Raw genomic sequence first — 17,511 nt, 5'->3', positions numbered from 1 at the left:
CTCAGGCCTTCGAAAGCTGCACCGATGATCCATGTCTGAACTTCATTTGGTCCGGGCCTCCGCCCGGCGCATCGAGGTGCGCGACGCGACCGGCGACGATCCCGACGCGGCTACGGCCGCGCAGTTTGTCTATCTCGGCCGGCAACCGATCCTCGATCGCGCGGGCGCCCTCAATGCGTACGAACTGCTGTTCCGGGCCGGCGCCCAGAACTATGCGCAGGTCACCAACGACGCGCAGGCGACCGCGCAGGTGGTGGCGCGCGCGCTCGGCGGCATCGGCGTGCCCGCTGTGCTCGGACGGCATTGCGGCTTCGTGAATATCGACCGCGAGCTGCTGTTCGACGACATCGTCCATGTGATGCCGCCGGAGCGGTTTGTGCTCGAAATCCTCGAAACCGTCAAGTTCGACGCACAACTCGCGCGCCGGCTCGGCGAGCTGCGGCGCGGCGGTTTCCAGGTCGCGCTCGACGACGTGACGCAGCTCTCCGACGAACTGCTCGCGATGCTGCCCCATGCGGACATCGTCAAGATCGACTTCCTGCAGACGGCGCGCGCGCATCTGCCCGAGCTCGCGGCGGCCATGCGCGGCCGCGGCAAGACGCTGATCGCCGAAAAAGTGGAGACGCGCGAAGACTTCGCGCTCGCCCGCGATCTCGGCTTCGACCTGTTCCAGGGCTACTTCTTCGCGCGGCCGCAAGTGCTGGCCGCGCCGCGCAACCGCTCGCCGCGTCCGGGCCTGTTGCGCCTGCTCGCGCTGCTGTCGCGCGACGCGGGCATCGTCGAGCTGGAAGCCGAGCTGAAGCTGAATCCGAGCGTCGTCGTGCAGTTGCTGCGCCTCGTCAATTCGAGCGCCTTCGGTCTCGGACGCAATATCGCGTCGCTGCGCGAGGCGATCATTGCGACCGGCACGCGGCAGATCGCGCGCTGGGCGCAGCTGCTGCTTTACGCGGACAGCGGCGAGCTGCCGTGGCGAGCCGATCCGCTCGTCCAGCTGGCGGGCACCCGCTTGCGCTTCATGGAGCTGGCCGCGGGCTGGCTGCGTCCCACCGACGACGAATTTGCCGACGCCGCGTTCATGACGGGCATCTTTTCGCTCGTGCATGTGCTGCTCGGCAGCACGCCGAAAGCGGTGCTCGAAAAGCTCGGCCTCGCGCCGCAGATTCGCGAGGCGATCGTGGAGAAAAGCGGGCCGCTCGGCACGCTCCTGCGTATCGCCCAGGCGGCCGGCGAGGGCGGCGACGCGGCGTCGATCGCGCGCAGCGCCGATGCGCCGCCGGAATTCGCCGCGCTCACGCCCGAGATACTGGCCGAGCTGAATCTCTCCGCGGCGGCGTGGTTCGGCGCGCATATCGAGGAAGCGGCGGCCTGATCGCCGTCTGCCGATTCGCGACGACGTCAGCCTCGGCATGCATGCCGTTTGCCGCTTCTCGCACGGATTTTTCGCGTACGTGGTCCAATAGAGCGCACGGCTGGCCGTTCATGCTTCGGTGCGGCGCGTTAGACGCTTGCATGCTGCTCGACCATCGGTCAATGCCGCTGAACGGCACAGCCGTGAATTCCTGCCGGAATCCGGTATGCATCGACGCACAAAGGATCGCAGATGAAGAGAAAGCTCATGCCGGCGGTGCTGGCCGCCGCCGTGTCGGTGGCGTGCGCCGCTTATTCGTTGGCCGCGCACGCGACGCTCAAGCCGGGCGACACGGCGCCGCCATTCACCGCAGAGGCGTCGCTCGGCGGTAAGACGTACACCTACTCGCTTGCCGACGAGCTGAAAAAGGGCCCCGTGGTGCTGTACTTCTACCCGGCCGCTTTCACCAAGGGCTGCACGATCGAGGCGCATGAATTCGCCGAGGCCGTCGACGAATACAAGAAATATGGCGCGACGGTGATCGGCGTGTCGCACGACAACATCGACACGTTGACGAAGTTCTCGGTGAGCGAGTGCCGCAGCAAATTCCCGGTGGCCGCGGACGCGCAGTCGAAAGTGATCGGCGCGTACGACGCCGGCATGCCGATGCATAGCTCGATGGCCAACCGCGTGTCGTATGTGATCGCGCCGGACGGCAAGATCATCTACGAGTACACGAGCCTTTGGCCGGAGAAGCATGTGGAGAACACGCTGAAAGCCGTGAAGGATTGGGCCGCGACGCACAAGCCGTAACGCTTCCGCTCGAGGGTTCGCGATGCCGATTCTGGTTGGATTATTCGCGCTGATCGCGCTCGGGTACGGCGCGGTGCGCGCGTTCGACGCGTTGCAGGGGGCTTTCGGCACGGCGGTGGCCGTCGGCGTCGCGGTGCTCGCCGCGTTGCTGTTGATCGCCGCCGTGGCTTACTGGCTGCGTCGCCGCAAGGAGGTTGCGCCGAATGTTCGAGACGGCGACTGGACGCACCGGCTGGACGGCACGTGGGGCTCGGTGCGGCTCGCCGCGGGCCAGCGCTTTTGCGAAGTCCGGCTTGGCGCGGAAGAGGGCGCCTATATCTTTGCCGACTTGCTAGCCGCCGAGGTGGCGCGTCAGGAAACGCAATGGCAGCTCGCGCTGAAGGTCAAGGACGCCGCGCGCGGCGTGTGGCTGCTGCCGATGCAGAGCGAGCGGCAGGCAAGGCAATGGCATCGCATTTTTCTGCTGGCGATGGAGCAGAAGCTCTAACGCCGATTGCGCGGGCGGCATGAAGTCGAGCGGACGAGCTTTGCTTGTCGGCTTGCTTAAAGCTCGCCGCGCCCTGGCGCTTGCATTACCTTACGGCAGCTCGCGCGGCATCGCGTGCCGTCGCGTCCCATGGCGTCCCTTGGCATCAGGCCGACGGCGCGATACCGCGTTTGCGCGCCTTGCGCGACTCCCAGCGCACGCGGATCCGGTCCATGTACAGATAGACGACCGGCGTGGTGTAAAGCGTCAGCATCTGGCTCATGATCAACCCGCCGACAATCGCAATGCCGAGCGGCGCGCGCAACTCCGCACCTTCGCCGCGTCCGAACGCGAGCGGCAGCGCACCGAGCATCGCGGCGAAGGTGGTCATCATGATCGGACGGAAGCGCAGGAGGCACGCCTCGTGAATCGCGTCGCGCGACGAGCGGCCGTGGCGCGACGCCTCGATCGCGAAATCCACCATCATGATCGCGTTCTTCTTCACGATGCCAATGAGCAGAATCACGCCGATCAACGCGATGATGCTGAACTCGGTCTGAAACAGGAGCAGCGCGAGCAGCGCGCCCACGCCGGCCGACGGCAGCGTCGACAGAATGGTGAGCGGGTGGATATAGCTCTCATACAGAATGCCGAGCACGATATAGACGGCGGCAAGCGCGGCCAGAATCAGGATCGGCTGATCCGACATCGACTGCTGGAACGCCTGCGCGGTGCCCTGGAAGCTGCCGTGGATGGTGGCCGGCATGCCGATCTCGGCCATGGTCTGGTAGATCGCCTGGGTTGCGGTGGACAGCGAGACGCCCGGCGGCAGATTGAACGAGATCGTCGAAGCGACGAACTGGCTCTGATGATTTACCGAAAGCGGCGTATTGCCGCGGCCGAAGCTCGCAATGGCGGAGAGCGGCACCATCGTTTCCTTCGACGTCGACACGGCCGCGCCCGACGACGCGCTCGACTTGCCGCTCGACGCAATCGAATTGATCGCCTGGTTGCGCGCCGAATCGGCGGCAATCGCGGCGGCGCTCGACGCTGTCGTACCGCCCGTGCCGCCCGACGACGCGCTGGTGGATGATTTCGTCGCCGACGTTGTTGCCGTGGTTGCGGTGACCGTGCCCGCGGGTGCATTGGTGGTCTGCGCGCCGCTAGCGCTGCCGCCCGACGTGCTGATGTACACCTGCTTGAGCATGTCCGGGCTTTGCCAGTACTTCGGCGCCACTTCCATCACGACGTGATACTGGTTGAGCGGGTTGTAGATCGTCGATACCTGACGCTGGCCGAACGCGTCGTAGAGCGTGTTGTCGATCTGCGCGGGCTTGATGCCGAGCCGCGCCGCGCTCGCGCGGTCGATCGTGACCATGGCTTCGAGGCCGCCTTGCTGCTGGTCGGAATTCACGTCCGCGAGTTCCTTGCGCGCCTGCAGCGCCTCCGTGAGTTTCGGCCCCCACAGGTACAGGTCGGGTGTCGAATCGGCGAGCAGCGTGAACTGATATTGCGCGTTCGACTGCCGCCCGCCCACGCGTATGTCCTGCACCGCCTGCAGGAACGTGCGCGCTCCCGCGACGTCGGCAAGCGGCGCGCGCAATTGCTGGATCACCTGATCGGCGGAAATCTTGCGCTCGCTCTTCGGTTTCAGCGAGACGAACATGAAGCCCGAATTGGTCTGCCGGCCGCCTGTGAAGCCGACCACGCTGTCCACGGCCGGGTTCTTGCCGACGATTTCCATCATCTGCGAGAACTTGCCTTTCATGGCCTGAAACGACGTGCTCTGGTCCGCCTGAATGCCGCCGATGAGCCGCCCCGTATCCTGTTGCGGGAAAAATCCCTTCGGCACGACGATGTAGAGCCAGATATTCAGGCCGATGGTGGCGAGCAGCACGAACAGAATGAGCCGCGGATGCAGCAGCGCCCAGCCGAGCGTGCGTTCGTAGCCGCGCTGCATGCGGGCAAAGCCGCGCTCCAGCCAGCGGCCGAGACGGCCTTCCTCGCGCTGTTCGTGCGGCTCGCGCAAAAGGCGCGAGCACATCATCGGCGTGAGCGTGAGGGAGACGATGAGCGACACGCCGATGGCAAGCGACAGCGTCAGCGCGAACTCGCGGAACAGCCGCCCGACGATGCCGCCCATCAGCAGGATCGGCAGGAACACGGCGACGAGCGAGATGCTGATCGACATGACCGTGAAGCCGACTTCGCGCGCGCCGAGGAACGCGGCCTTCATGCGCGGCACGCCGTTCTCGATATGGCGCGAGATGTTTTCGAGCACGACGATGGCGTCGTCCACCACGAAGCCGGTCGCGATGGTCAGGGCCATGAGCGAGAGGTTGTCGATCGAGAAGCCGAGCAGATACATCGCACCGAACGTGCCGATGATCGAAATCGGCACCGCGACGCTCGGAATGAGCGTGGCGCGCCAGTTGCGCAGGAACAGGAACACCACCATCACGACGAGCGCCACCGCGATCATCAGCGTGTGCTCGGTGTCTTTCAGCGACGCGCGGATGGTGGTCGAGCGGTCGGCGGTCGGCGTGATGTCCACGTCCGCGGGCAGCGACGCGTGCAGTTGCGGCAGCATCGCCGTGACGCGGTCGATGGTTTCGATGATGTTCGCGCCGGGCTGCCGGTACAGAATCACGAGCACCGAGCGCTTGCCGTTGAAGAGACCGAGGTTGCGCAGGTCCTCCACCGAATCCACGACTTCCGCCACGTCCGACAGTTTGACCGCCGAGCCGTTGCGATACGCGATCACGAGGTCGCGGTACTGCGCCGCCTTGCTCGCCTGGTCGTTCGTATAGATCTGCACCCGGTTCTGGCCGAACTCAATGGAACCCTTCGGACTGTTGGCGTTGGCCGCGGCGAGCGCCGCGCGCACGTCTTCGAGGCCGATGCCGTAGTGAAACAGCGCCTGCGGTTCCAGTTCGACGCGCACGGCCGGGTTGGCCGAGCCGCTCACGTCCACTTCGCCGACCCCCTCCACCTGCGAGAGCGACTGCTGCAGCACGGTGGCCGCGGAGTCGTACAACTGCCCGGCGGTGAGCGTTTTCGACGTGAGCGCGAGAATCATGATCGGCGCGTCGGCCGGATTGACCTTGTGATAGGTCGGATTGCTGCGCAGGCTGGCCGGCAGATCGGCGCGCGCGGCGTTGATGGCCGCCTGGACGTCGCGCGCGGCGCCGTCGATGTTGCGGTTCAGGCCGAACTGCATTGTGATGCGCGTGGAGCCGACCGAGCTCATCGACGTCATTTCGGTGACGTCGGCGATCGAACCGAGGTGCCGTTCGAGCGGACTCGCCACGCTGGTCGCCACCGTGTCCGGGCTTGCGCCCGGCAACGACGCCTGGACCGAAATGGTCGGGAAGTCCACTTGCGGCAGCGGCGCGACCGGCAGCTTCATGAACGCGAAAATGCCGGACAGCGCGATGCCGATGGCGAGCAGCGTGGTGGCGACGGGGCGCGAGATAAACGGACGCGACAGGTTCATCGCATCAGTTCCCTGCGTCCGTCGCGCCGGCCGCCGGGCCGCCGCGGTTAAAGCGTTCGCGTGCACGGCGTGCCAGCGAGTCGAACGCGAGGTAGATCACCGGCGTGGTGAAGAGCGTCAGCAACTGGCTCACGATCAGACCGCCCGCAATCGCGATGCCGAGCGGCCGGCGCAATTCGGAGCCCGCGCCCGTGCCGAGCATGAGCGGCAGTGCGCCGAGCAGCGCCGCGAGCGTGGTCATCAGAATGGGCCTGAAGCGCAGCAGGCACGCCTGGTAAATGGCTTCGCGCGGCGCCTTGCCTTCCTCGCGCTCCGCGTAGAGTGCGAAGTCGATCATCATGATCGCGTTCTTCTTCACGATGCCGATCAGCAGCACGATGCCGATAATGCCGATGATGTCGAGATCGTGGCCGGTAATCAGCAGCGCGAGCAAAGCCCCGACACCCGCCGACGGCAGCGTGGACAGAATCGTGATCGGGTGAATGAAGCTCTCGTACAGCACGCCGAGCACGATATACATGGTGACGATGGCCGCGAGAATCAGGAACAGTTCGTTCGAGAGCGACGCCTGGAAGGCGAGCGCCGCGCCCTGATAACGCGTCTGGAACGACGCCGGCAAGCCGATGTCTTTCTCCGCCTGCTCGATGGCCTTCACCGCCGCGCCGAGCGACGAACCAGGCGCGAGATTGAACGACACCGTGGTCGCGGGAAACTGGCTCAGGTGCGTGACGAGGAGCGGCGCCGGCTTTTCGACGAACCGCGCAATGGCCGAAAGCGGCACTTGGCCGCCGGACGACGTGGAAGAGGGCAGATAGATCGAATTCAGCGACTCGGTGTAATGCTGCATGGAAGGCTGCGCTTCCAGAATCACGCGGTACTGGTTCGACTGCGTGAAGATGGTCGAGACGATGCGCTGGCCGAACGCGTCGTACAGCGCGCTGTCCACGGTGGCGGGCGTGATGCCGTAACGCGACGCCGTGGCGCGGTCGATCTCCACGTAGACCGACTGGCCGTTGTCCTGCAGGTCGGTCGCGACGTCGGCGAGTTCGGGCGACTGTTTCAGGCGCTCGACGAGCTTCGGCACCCACGTTGTGAATTCGCCGATGTTCGGATCCGTCAGCATGAACTGATACTGGGTGGGGCTGACCGTCGAATCGATGGTCAGATCCTGCACCGGCTGCATGTACAGCGACGCGCCGGCGATATGCGCGACGTCCTGCTGCAACTGGCGGATCACTTCGCTCGCGGTGTGGCTGCGGTCGTCGCGCGGCTTCAGGTTGATGAGCATGCGGCCGCTGTTCAGCGTGATATTGCTGCCGTCCACGCCGATAAACGACGTGAGGCTCTCCACGTCCGGGTTCTTCAGAATCTGCGCGGCGAGTTCCTGCTGACGCTCGGCCATCGACGCATACGAGACCGACTGCGGCGCCTGCGTGATCGCCTGGATGACGCCCGTGTCCTGCACCGGGAAGAAACCCTTCGGAATGAACACATACAAGAGCGCGGTCAGCGCGAGCGTCAGCAGGGCGACGACGAGCGTGGAGCGCTGCCGGTCGAGCACCCACGTGAGCGCGACGGCGTAACGGGCGATCACCCAGTCGATCGCCCGGTGCGCGCGCGCCTCGAAGCGGTGGCTCTCGTGCGGCGGCGTGTGCCGCAGGAGCTTCGCGCACATCATGGGCACGAGCGTGAGCGACACGACCGCCGAGATCACGATGGTGACGGCCAGCGTGATGGCGAACTCGTGGAACAGCCGGCCCACCACGTCGCCCATGAAGAGGAGCGGAATCAGCACGGCGATCAGCGAGACGGTCAGCGAAATGATCGTGAAGCCGATCTGCTTCGAGCCCTTCAATGCGGCTTCGAGCGGCGCTTCGCCTTCTTCCACGTAGCGCGCGATGTTCTCGATCATCACGATGGCGTCGTCGACGACGAACCCGGTCGCGATGGTCAGCGCCATCAGCGAGAGGTTGTCGAGCGAAAAGCCGCACAGGTACATCACGGCGAGCGTGCCGATCAGCGACAGCGGCACCGAGAGACTCGGAATGATGGTCGCGTAGACGTTGGCGAGAAAGAGGTACATGACCAGCACGACCAGCACGACCGACATCGCGAGCTCGAACTGCACGTCGCGCACCGAGGCGCGGATCGTGGTGGTGCGGTCGGTGACGACCTGCACGTCGAGCGCGGCGGGCAGCGCCTGCTGCAACTGCGGCAGCAGCTTCTTGATGTTGTCCACCACCTGAATGACGTTCGCGCCCGGCTGGCGCTGTACGTTCAGGATGATGGCCGGCGTGCCGTCCACCCACGCGCCGAGCTTGGTGTTCTCCGCGCCTTGCACGATGGTCGCGACGTCGGTGAGCATCACCGGGCGGCCGCCCTTGTAGGCGACTACCGCGCTCTTGTAGGCGTTCGCGTCCGTCAACTGGTCGTTCGCGTTGATCGTGTAGTTGAGCGTTGGGCCGTCGAAGTTGCCCTTCGGCGTATTGACGTTCAGGTTCGAGATGGTGGTGCGCAGGTCGTCGAGATTCAGACCGTACGCGGCGAGCGCGCGCGGGTTCGCCTGAATCCGCACGGCCGGCCGCTGGCCGCCCGACAGGCTGACGAGACCGACGCCCGCGACCTGCGAGATTTTCTGCGCGAGACGCGTGTCGGCCAGATCTTGGACTTGCGTGAGCGGCAGCGTTTTCGACGTGATCGCGAGCGTGATGATCGGCGCGTCGGCGGGATTGACCTTGGCGTAGATCGGCGGCGCGGGCAGGTCGGACGGCAGCAGGTTGCCCGCCGCGTTGATTGCGGCCTGGACTTCCTGCTCGGCGATGTCGAGCGGCAGATCGAGGCTGAACTGCAGCGTGATGATCGACGAACCGGCCGAGCTTTGCGACGACATCTGATTGAGCGACGGCATCTGGCCGAACTGCCGCTCGAGCGGCGCGGTGACCGACGAGGTCATCACGTCGGGGCTCGCGCCCGGGTAGAACGTCTGCACCTGGATGGTCGGGTAGTCGACTTCGGGCAGCGCGGAGAGCGGCAGAAAGCGCAGTGCGACGAGGCCGACGAGCATGATTGCCGCCATCAGCAGCGCGGTGCCGACGGGGCGCAGGATAAAGGCGCGGGAGGGATTCATGCGGTAAGTGCCATGCCTTTATTGCGAAGCTTGCGCCGCGTGCTTGCCGTGGTGGGCGCGCGCGCCCGATGCGCCCGCCGCACCTGATGCGGCATACGCTGCCGCGCCGCTCGCGCCCGAAGCAGCGCCGGCGCCCCGCGTGCCTCGCGTGCCTGAAGCGCCCCGTGGCTTGTCGGCCGGAATGGTGATCTTTGCGCCTTCCTTCAGGCGGTCTGAACCGTCGATCACGACACGCTCGCCGACTTGCAGGCCCGACTTGATGCTGGTGCGTTCGCCGTCGACGGGACCGACCTTCACGGGCCGCACGGTCACCGTATTGTCCGGCTTCACGACGTACACGAACTGGCCCATGGAGCCGTTGAGCACGGCCGAGGTCGGCACGATCACCGCGTCCTTGATGGTATTGACGAGAAGGCGCGTGTTGACGAACTGATTCGGGAACAGCAGGTTCCTGCTGTTCTGGAAGATCGCGCGCAGTTTGACGGTGCCGGTGGTGGTGTCGATCTGGTTGTCGAGCGTCTCCAGCGTGCCGCCCTCGAGCGACGTGGTATTGCTGCGGTCGTAGGCGGTCACGGAAAGCTTCGCGCCGGTTTGCGTCTGTTCGAGAATCTGCTGCAAGTTGTCTTCCGACGTGGTGAAAATCACGCTGATCGGCTGCAACTGCGTAATCACGACGATGCCGTTGGTGAGGCTCGGCGTCACGTAGTTGCCGGGATCGACCTGGCGCAGGCCGACGCGCCCGGACACCGGCGCGGTGATGCGCGCGTACACGAGGTCGAGCTTGTAAGTGTCGACGTTGGCCTTGTCGGCCTTCACGGTGCCTTCATACTGACGCACGAGCGACGCCTGCGTATCGACCTGCTGGCTCGCAATCGAATCTTGCGACAGCAGCGTCTGATAGCGCTTCAGGTCGAGGCGCGCGGTTTGCAGCAGCGCTTCGTCGCGCGCGAGCGTGCCTTGCGCATTGTCGAGCGAGATCTGGTAGGGACGCGGGTCGATCTGGGCGAGCACGTCGCCCTTCCTGACCATCTGGCCTTCCTTGAAATACACGTCCTGCAACGTGCCGCTCAACTGCGGCAGGACCGTCACGTTGGCGAGCGGCGTGACGGTGCCGAGCGCGGTCAGCACGACCGGCATCTCGCCTTGCGCGGCGGTGGCCACATGCACTGGCTGCGGCATGTTGGCCATGGCGCCAGGGCCCCCGCGGCCCGGCCGGCCGCTGTGTGCGCCGCTTGCGCCGGGTGCGCCGGGTGCGCTGCCGCCGGGCGACCCCCACGGATGCCAGCGCCACAGGACGAAGCCGAGGATCAGCAGCGCGAGGACGACGAGCGCGACGTTGCGGCCGCGGTGGCTTCTGAGAGCTCCGGGCGGCGCATCGTGCGGCTGCGGCTGATGCGGGCCGGAGGGGCGCGACGGACGGTCTGGCGCGTCCTCGAGCGACCTGGGAGAAGCCGGATCGGCGTGGCGTGAAGTTTCCGAATGCTGTTGTTGTTCGTCCATCGGTTCGATCAGTGACTGGCTTGGAAGTGAGGCGTATCGCGATTGTGCCGCATCGACGCAAGGCGCTTGCCCGTGCGGACGGCACGACAGGCGGTTTCGACAGCGGGCGGGCGGCGCGTGTTCAGCGCGATGCTACCCGAGACGCGGACAAGGATGCCCGCGCGGCGCCGCTCGAGGCCCGCCACGCGGGCTCGGGCAGGGCCTCCCGGACGGCCTCGCGCCAGACCGCGCGGGCGCCTCCGCCACAGGAATGCATGATCCTACGTCCCGTGGTCTGTAACAGTCCACCCGCGTATTTTTCCTTTGATTACGCCGGTTACAGGATGCAGGACGTTTCGTTTGCGCAGGGCGGGGCAGGGAAGCCGGGCGGGTGCCGCGCCCGTCAGTTGTCCAGGCGGCGCGCCGGTGTGCCGCCGATTTCCAGCACGATGCGCGCGACGCAGTCGAGCAGGTCGGGCCCGGCGCGGCTGATGAGCCAGTCGCGCGGGCACTGGTCGGCCGAGCCGCCGCAATTGACGGCGTAGCGTTCGCCGGAAGGGCCGGTGAAGCCGAGCGCGATTGCGTTCAGGCCGTCGTACCACTCGCCGGTGGCGATGGCGAAACCGCGCTCGATGGTTTCCTGCAGCGCCGCTTCCAGGCGGCCGCCGACGTGGCCCCAGTCGTCGCCCTCGGCGGCCTGGAGGCCGGTCAGCAGCCTGGCGCGCTCCGCTTCGTCGAGCGCGGCGAGATAGGCGCGGCCAATCGCGGTGCGGCAGAGGCTCATGCGCGCGCCGACTTCGAGACGCGACACCAGCACGGCCGAGCGCGGCCGGATCACGTCGATCACCACCATGTCGAGGCGGTCGCGCACCGCGAGATGCACGGAGAGCCGCGTACGCTCGGCGAGTTCGATCAGGAATGGCCGGGCGCGCGCGCGGATGTCGAAGTTGCGCAAGAAGCCGTTGCTGAGCTCCAGCACCGACGACGTCAGCACGAAGCGTTCGCTGTCGGGCAGCCGGAACAGAAAGCCGGTGCCGACGAGCGTCGCGGTGATGCGCGATACCGTGGGTTTCGGAATGCCCGTGATTTCGGTGAGTTCGCGGTTGCTGAGCGGCGCGTCTGCCGCGGCAATGGAGCGGAGCACCGTCAGGCCACGTGCCAGCGCGGTGACCTCGTCGCCGGAGCCGTCTTTTTCTTTGACGGGGTCGGCGGCAGTGCGGATTCGCGTTCGTGGGTTCATGGATTTTTGGAACGATATTTCAGATTACTCCCGTCGGCGCGCGGGCCCTGGCATCTTTTTATGCATGCGCGGCGGCCTTGGAGCTGCGGCGCAGCGCCGGATTTCCTCCTATTATTCATTGTATCGGAATAATTTTCCGCAGCGGCCCGAAGCTGTTCAGATTTTGCTTGACTTAGTCAGGATAACCATAAAAAATGGAACCTCATTTCGAAACAAGGTATCAGGGTTCGCACGTTTGTGCCGGCGACCCGGCCTTTGTGCGACGGGGCGGGAGTTCGGTGAGTGTTGTCCCGGTCCGCGGCGGCAGTCGGTGCCTTGCACCGCATAGTACGTGTAGTCTACGTGTAGTCGCCCGCCTGTTTTCGAAATACCCTCTCTCAGGTTCTAGCACGGCCCTCGGAATGGCTAGAACTTTTCAAGGCGTCACGGAAACGTGACGCCTTTTTTTTGGGCTGTTATTGGTGCACAACATAGTCTGCAGCAATCCAAAAACTGCCATTCGGATGCAACATAGTCTGCTGCATCGGGAAAATTGGGTGTGCGGCGCACAATTGTCGGGATATCGCACCTAGTATTGTCAAGTCGTCGCCGGAATAGCAGGCTGCAAGCGTGTGCCCGTCGTCCCGGCGTGCCTGAACACCGCCGCATCGATGCGTTGCACGGTGGCTTGTGCCCGGACCCGGACGGCAGACGGCCTAAATCTGGCAGGGGAAAACGAAGTTCATCCGTGACTTTGCAGGTCTGGTGGGGCCGAACACTGTCGTCGGAGTTGATGACATGAACCCTTGGCGCATTGGCTGATCGAGCCGAGATCCCTCGGACCTAGCACCACAGTACGGCCTTGACGGCCTGTTTCTCGGCTGCAGCTGCACTCGCACCCGAGCAGTACTACTGGGCATTTTGCATATCTTCAGTTTGTCCGGCGCGTCACTTAGGGCATCGAAGGAGTTGCCTGGTATGTCCGAAACGAAGTCGATCACCGTTTGGCGGGCTCGCCCCGGCCGCATAGCATGTGGTTTTCCCGCGCCGTACCGCAACAAAGGGCGGCACGCCTAGGCGAGGTTGTCTGGGTTGCGCGGTAACACAAGATGTTGTGGCGCACCATGATTTTTTTATCCTATTTAGTGCGCAGGGTTAACCTCAGACGGTTGGTTTGCGGTAGAGTCTGCCAATGGTTGCACACCGATGTAAGAACTACGGGGTGACGCCACCTAGCCAGCCGCCGACATTCTGCTTGTGGAGGCGACTATTTCTTGGGTAGTGCGCGCCAGTATGTTGGCAACTCGCTGGCATTGATCTGTTACGTGTAATTAGGAATACTAGGTAATGGCTGAGAAACTAAAACCCGGGCAAATCGCGCCGAGATCTGGCGAGTATGGAATCGTGGGTCCGCGAGGTGGCCAGACCGGGGAAGAGCGGACGGCGGTGAAAGGCAAGCCTATGCCGCCTACGCCAAAGTCGGGGCAGAGCTATACGATGGATCGTCCGGCCCACAACGGCGCGGGCAAACCCAAAAGGTAAGTGCCCGCGACGGAGACGAGTTCCATAAAGGGCTCGCCTCCCTTGACCAAGGCGAAAAATTTCAGGCGCGGGCGTACCTTCACGCCGGCCCGCCATACGACTACGCTCGCGGATTCTGCGACACATTGACTGGAGCACTAATGGCCGACAAGAAAGTGATTTTTGTTGCGTTTGCAATTGAGGACGAGAACCAACGCAACTTCCTCAAGGGGCAGTCCCTGCTTACCAACTCCCCTTTTGAATACATCGACATGTCCGTGAAGGAGGCATATGAAACGGACTGGAAGGAGAAGGTCCGCACCCGGATCAAGCGGTCGGACGGCGTCATCGTCCTGGTGAGTAAGAACTCGGCCGCCTCTACGGGGCAGAAGTGGGAAATCGCGTGCGCCAAAGAGGAGGGCAAGAAGATCCTTGGCATTCGGGCTTATCGGGACGATAACAGCACAATCGCTGGAATTGCCGTGAAAGACTGGACGTGGGACAACATCAAGGCATTCATCAATTCGCTCTAGGAGTTTGGAATGCGCAAGGCGCTCGTCGTCGGAATCGACTATTACGAACACATCGGCAGTCTAAAGGGTTGCGTCAACGACGCATTTGGCGTCAAGACCTTGCTCGAGCGGGATGCAGATGGGTCGCCCAATTTCGGCGTGAAGCTCATGACTGCGTCCAGCGATCGTGATGCGATAAGTCGCCGGCATTTGAAGGACGCTGTCCAAGAGCTGTTCAGGTCCGATGACGAAGTCGCCTTGCTCTACTTCGCTGGCCACGGGCACGTCGAGTCTACGGGCGGCTATATCTGCGGTAGCGATGTGCAAGAGGGAGATGAGGGACTCGCGCTGCCGGACATTATCGCGATGGCGACCGGCTGCCGAGCGCAACACAAGATCATTGTTCTCGATAGCTGTCATAGCGGCTCCATTGGAGATGACACTCTTAATCCGGCCGTTGCAGAAATCGCGGAAGGCATGACCATCCTGACGGCATCAAGCAAGGATCAGTATGCAAGTGAGGAGAACGGCGGGGGCGTGTTCACGAACCTGCTCATTGATGCATTGTCGGGGGCTGCTGCCGACTTGATGGGGCGAATCACCCCTGGAAGCGTATACGCACATATCGATCAGTCGCTTGGAACGTGGAGCCAACGTCCTGTCTTTAAGACCAACGTGAAGAGCTTTGTGTCGCTGCGGCGGGTGGACCCGCCGATCGACCGCACCATTCTTCGCCGGCTGCCTGAATTTTTTCCGGCGGCGGAATCCACGTATCAACTCGACCCAACGTTCGAGCCGGAGCAGCCGAGCCCCGGGCCAAATCCGCAGGCTGACCCGCGAAATACGGCTGCCTTCGCGTTGCTGCAAAAGATGAATAGAGTCGGGCTCCTCGCACCGACGCAGGCTCCCCACATGTACCATGCGGCGATCGAGTCCGATTCTGTTCGCCTCACGGCGCTTGGCGAACACTACCGTCGCTTGGCGTCGAAAGGCCTGATCTGACTATGCCACCATTCGTGCCCGATGAGATTCTCGAGCAGCTTGCCGCTGTCGAGCATGAACGTTGGGCTCACTGGCAACGCTACATGCACGGCAAAGCCGTTCGCAACAGCGACGGGAGTTTGACGATCCCGGCCGAGCTTGTGAGTAGATGGGAGCGGCTGATGGAAACGCCATACACCGAGCTTACCGAGGACGAGCGGCGGAGTGATCGCGAACAGGTGCAGCGCTACTTGCCGTTGCTCGCAACGATACGAAAACCATAGTGATGGCGAGCGGGCACGGGTATTCATGTTCCCGAGCCGGTCATTGGCATGGCGCTGACATGCGGTCTCGGCTGCATGTCGAATCGGGCGTCGTGCGTTGACCGATGCGGGCATGACAAAAGCGGCTTTTAAATGCATAAAAAAGGGCGCATACTAATTCAGATGCACGAAGGATATCGCGTGAGAAAAAGTAAAAGCGGCTCCGAAATATATGCAGACGTTCGCTTGATCTGATTTCTCGATAGATCTCGTCATTCGAAGGCGCGGCGTCGCGCGACGACGGGTACCTTCTATCGCACCAAAAATAGAATTTAATCAATGCGCTATCCTCGACCTCGGTCGGCGTCCGACTGGAGGCGAGGGTGATTATTCAAGCGCTTCCAGCGATCACGGGGATCAAGGTCAAGATGGACTGGAATATCGTATGCAAGCTTCTCACTAAGAGCAAACCACCTAGGCCAGAGCCTTCAGAAGCGGATAAGGGATACCTGAAGCTGCGCGAGGGACGCTATGAGCCGGAACTCGACAAGTGGATCCGAAAAATCATCTTCGCTGAAGAGAAGCTGGCGGTATACATCGATACCGAATACAGCGTCCAGTATCTGATTGATATTGATATCGACGTGGATGAGTTTGGTAAGGTCCAGACAGACGTGACCTACCTGGAACATGAGTCTGCGTTCCTCTGGAAAGACAAGAACGCTTTGCTACACGTGCGATCGCTTCTCGGCGAGGCATATGAGCGCGTGCTGCACACAGGCAAAGCGTCCAGTGCCCAGGTGGCTTTGTCACTCGCACGAAGCATTATGGCCCAGAAGAATCCGGACGTCTCCTATGGTTGGTACTTCAACTCAGCCGCATGGGTTTGTGCGCTCATGAGCTGCGTCGGTGCGGCCTTGTGGTTGGCAAGGAGTACGCCGTTCGTTCGCGTTTGGCTCGGACAAACTCCGTTCGAGCTCGTGATGTGCGCAATTGCTGGCGCCATAGGCGCGCTACTGTCGATTGTGATAAGGGCTGACGACCTAAACCTGAATGCTTTGGCTGGTCGACGTGCTCACGTTTATGAGGCGTTGGGGCGACTGCTTGTCGGCATGTTCAGTGCGTCCTTTCTTGTGCTTGCTCTCAAAGGGAAACTTCTGTTGGCTCCGCTTGCGAGCGGGGCTGAACACTGGCCAGTGCTCCTGCTCGTCTCAGCGCTGGCGGGACTCAGTGAGCGTGTTATCCCGAGCCTAGTCAAGCGTTTTGAAGATGCGATTGAAACGGAAAATGCGCCTCGCCCTGGCGTAGTGGGGGAGCCCGATAAAGTGCCGGCCAACGACGCCTCCATTGGAGCAGCGAAGGCTATCACACCTGTCGCAGAAGTCTCGCAGGCGAAACCAGATGAAAAGACCGCATAGTGCTTTGCTCCAGTGTCATCTAGATTCGAGGGTCGTTGAAGTCGACAACTTCCGGGCGATGGCGCAGTAAAACGGATTTGAGTTGAGAGGTAGGCAGATGAAACGGAAAGCTTTACTTATCGGAAATACCAGTGGCCTTCAGGGCGTCTCGCTTGATTTGCGTCGTTTTGATGGTTTTCTCAAAAGCGAGCGGGGCGGTGCATGGAATCAGTCTGAGATCACTTTGCTCGAGAATCCGAGCAAAAAAACATTGTACGGCGTACTTGAACGGGTCAAGCGAGACAAACCCGATTATCTTGTTGTAATGTTCAGTGGCCATGGTGGCCATGCACGTTCGACCAAGCTTGAGTTGAACCAGGATGGTGAAGAGATCTACGATAGAGAGCTTGAGAATATTGCCGCACGTCAACTCAATATCTACGACTGTTGCCGCGCAGTTCTTCAGCCGGCTGTTGAATCGTTCAAGGCGGAGGCGTATGCGGTCGCGACGTTTGACTCGATCAGTCGGGTTAGAGAGTTGTACGATGCTCGAATCTTGCAGGCGGTCGAACAGCAGGCAATCCTCTATGCGTGCTCCATTGGTGAGTATGCCCGTGACACCGCACAGGGGGCCCTCTACCTCAAGGAACTTCTTAAATCGCCTGACGCGATGCGCGCGGACCAGCGGTTTCTGACGATCGGCATTGCGCACGAAACGGCGCGACGTGTGGTCGAAACGGTTCGGTCCGACCAACATCCCGATTCATGCTTGGTAAAGTGCCTGACGTCACAACAATTGATCTTTGCAATTAGCCCATAGAATCTAGAAAGACATCAAGGGCCTGTGCATGACAGGCTTCGTGAGCTGCCGTAGAGAATTGCGCGCGAA

General features: G+C 62.8%; 12 protein-coding genes. 8 read left to right on the top strand and 4 right to left on the bottom strand.

What is annotated here, in order from left to right; all coding sequences use genetic code 11:
• Positions 1-31 precede the first annotated feature (31 nt).
• From ACEN8U_RS24790 to ACEN8U_RS24780, 3 genes are all read left to right on the top strand, one after another.
• Positions 32-1,369 (top strand): EAL and HDOD domain-containing protein, encoded by a 1,338-nt coding sequence (locus tag ACEN8U_RS24790; RefSeq protein WP_413657734.1) that lies wholly within the window; start codon positions 32-34, stop codon positions 1,367-1,369.
• 231 nt (positions 1,370-1,600) lie between these two features.
• Positions 1,601-2,161 carry a peroxiredoxin gene (locus ACEN8U_RS24785; protein WP_013587976.1) on the top strand — a complete coding sequence of 187 codons (561 nt, stop codon included), beginning with the start codon at positions 1,601-1,603 and terminating at the stop codon, positions 2,159-2,161.
• Between the two features lie 22 nt (positions 2,162-2,183).
• Positions 2,184-2,648, top strand: a complete 465-nt coding sequence (locus tag ACEN8U_RS24780; RefSeq protein WP_310110556.1) for a hypothetical protein — start codon at positions 2,184-2,186, stop codon at positions 2,646-2,648.
• Positions 2,649-2,793: 145 nt separating this feature from the next.
• On the opposite strand, the gene ACEN8U_RS24775 is transcribed toward ACEN8U_RS24780, so the two are convergent.
• The 4 genes from ACEN8U_RS24775 to ACEN8U_RS24760 form a co-directional block, all read right to left on the bottom strand.
• Positions 2,794-6,123: an efflux RND transporter permease subunit gene (locus ACEN8U_RS24775; RefSeq protein ID WP_310110557.1), complete on the bottom strand. Its 3,330-nt coding sequence runs from the start codon at positions 6,121-6,123 to the stop codon at positions 2,794-2,796.
• Positions 6,124-6,127: 4 nt separating this feature from the next.
• Positions 6,128-9,250, bottom strand: coding sequence for an MdtB/MuxB family multidrug efflux RND transporter permease subunit (locus ACEN8U_RS24770; protein ID WP_310110559.1), 3,123 nt, complete (start codon positions 9,248-9,250; stop codon positions 6,128-6,130).
• Positions 9,251-9,268: 18 nt separating this feature from the next.
• On the bottom strand, positions 9,269-10,750 hold the full coding sequence (locus tag ACEN8U_RS24765) for an MdtA/MuxA family multidrug efflux RND transporter periplasmic adaptor subunit (protein WP_310110561.1): 1,482 nt from the start codon (positions 10,748-10,750) through the stop codon (positions 9,269-9,271).
• A 382-nt stretch (positions 10,751-11,132) separates the two neighbouring features.
• Positions 11,133-11,969, bottom strand: coding sequence for an IclR family transcriptional regulator (locus ACEN8U_RS24760; protein WP_310110562.1), 837 nt, complete (start codon positions 11,967-11,969; stop codon positions 11,133-11,135).
• Between the two features lie 1,661 nt (positions 11,970-13,630).
• Between ACEN8U_RS24760 and ACEN8U_RS24755 the strand changes: the two genes are divergently transcribed.
• The 5 genes from ACEN8U_RS24755 (at position 13,631) to ACEN8U_RS24735 (ending at position 17,442) form a co-directional block, all read left to right on the top strand.
• Entirely contained in the window at positions 13,631-14,002 is a 372-nt protein-coding gene (locus tag ACEN8U_RS24755; RefSeq protein WP_310110563.1) for a TIR domain-containing protein, read from the top strand.
• A 9-nt stretch (positions 14,003-14,011) separates the two neighbouring features.
• Entirely contained in the window at positions 14,012-14,983 is a 972-nt protein-coding gene (locus ACEN8U_RS24750; RefSeq protein ID WP_310110565.1) for a caspase family protein, read from the top strand.
• A gap of 2 nt (positions 14,984-14,985) precedes the next feature.
• A complete protein-coding gene (locus ACEN8U_RS24745; protein ID WP_310110567.1) occupies positions 14,986-15,246 on the top strand; it encodes a hypothetical protein in 261 nt (86 codons plus the stop codon).
• A gap of 362 nt (positions 15,247-15,608) precedes the next feature.
• Complete coding sequence (locus tag ACEN8U_RS24740) at positions 15,609-16,643, top strand: hypothetical protein (protein WP_310110569.1); 1,035 nt, start codon at positions 15,609-15,611, stop codon at positions 16,641-16,643.
• Between the two features lie 97 nt (positions 16,644-16,740).
• Positions 16,741-17,442 (top strand): caspase family protein, encoded by a 702-nt coding sequence (locus ACEN8U_RS24735; RefSeq protein WP_310110571.1) that lies wholly within the window; start codon positions 16,741-16,743, stop codon positions 17,440-17,442.
• The last annotated feature ends 69 nt before the right edge of the window (positions 17,443-17,511 follow it).

Origin of the sequence: Paraburkholderia phenoliruptrix (assembly GCF_047325075.1) — a bacterium.
GTDB lineage: Bacteria > Pseudomonadota > Gammaproteobacteria > Burkholderiales > Burkholderiaceae > Paraburkholderia > Paraburkholderia phenoliruptrix.
The sequence above is the reverse complement of the archived record's forward strand: the minus strand, read 5'-3'. Positions and strand labels throughout refer to the sequence as shown.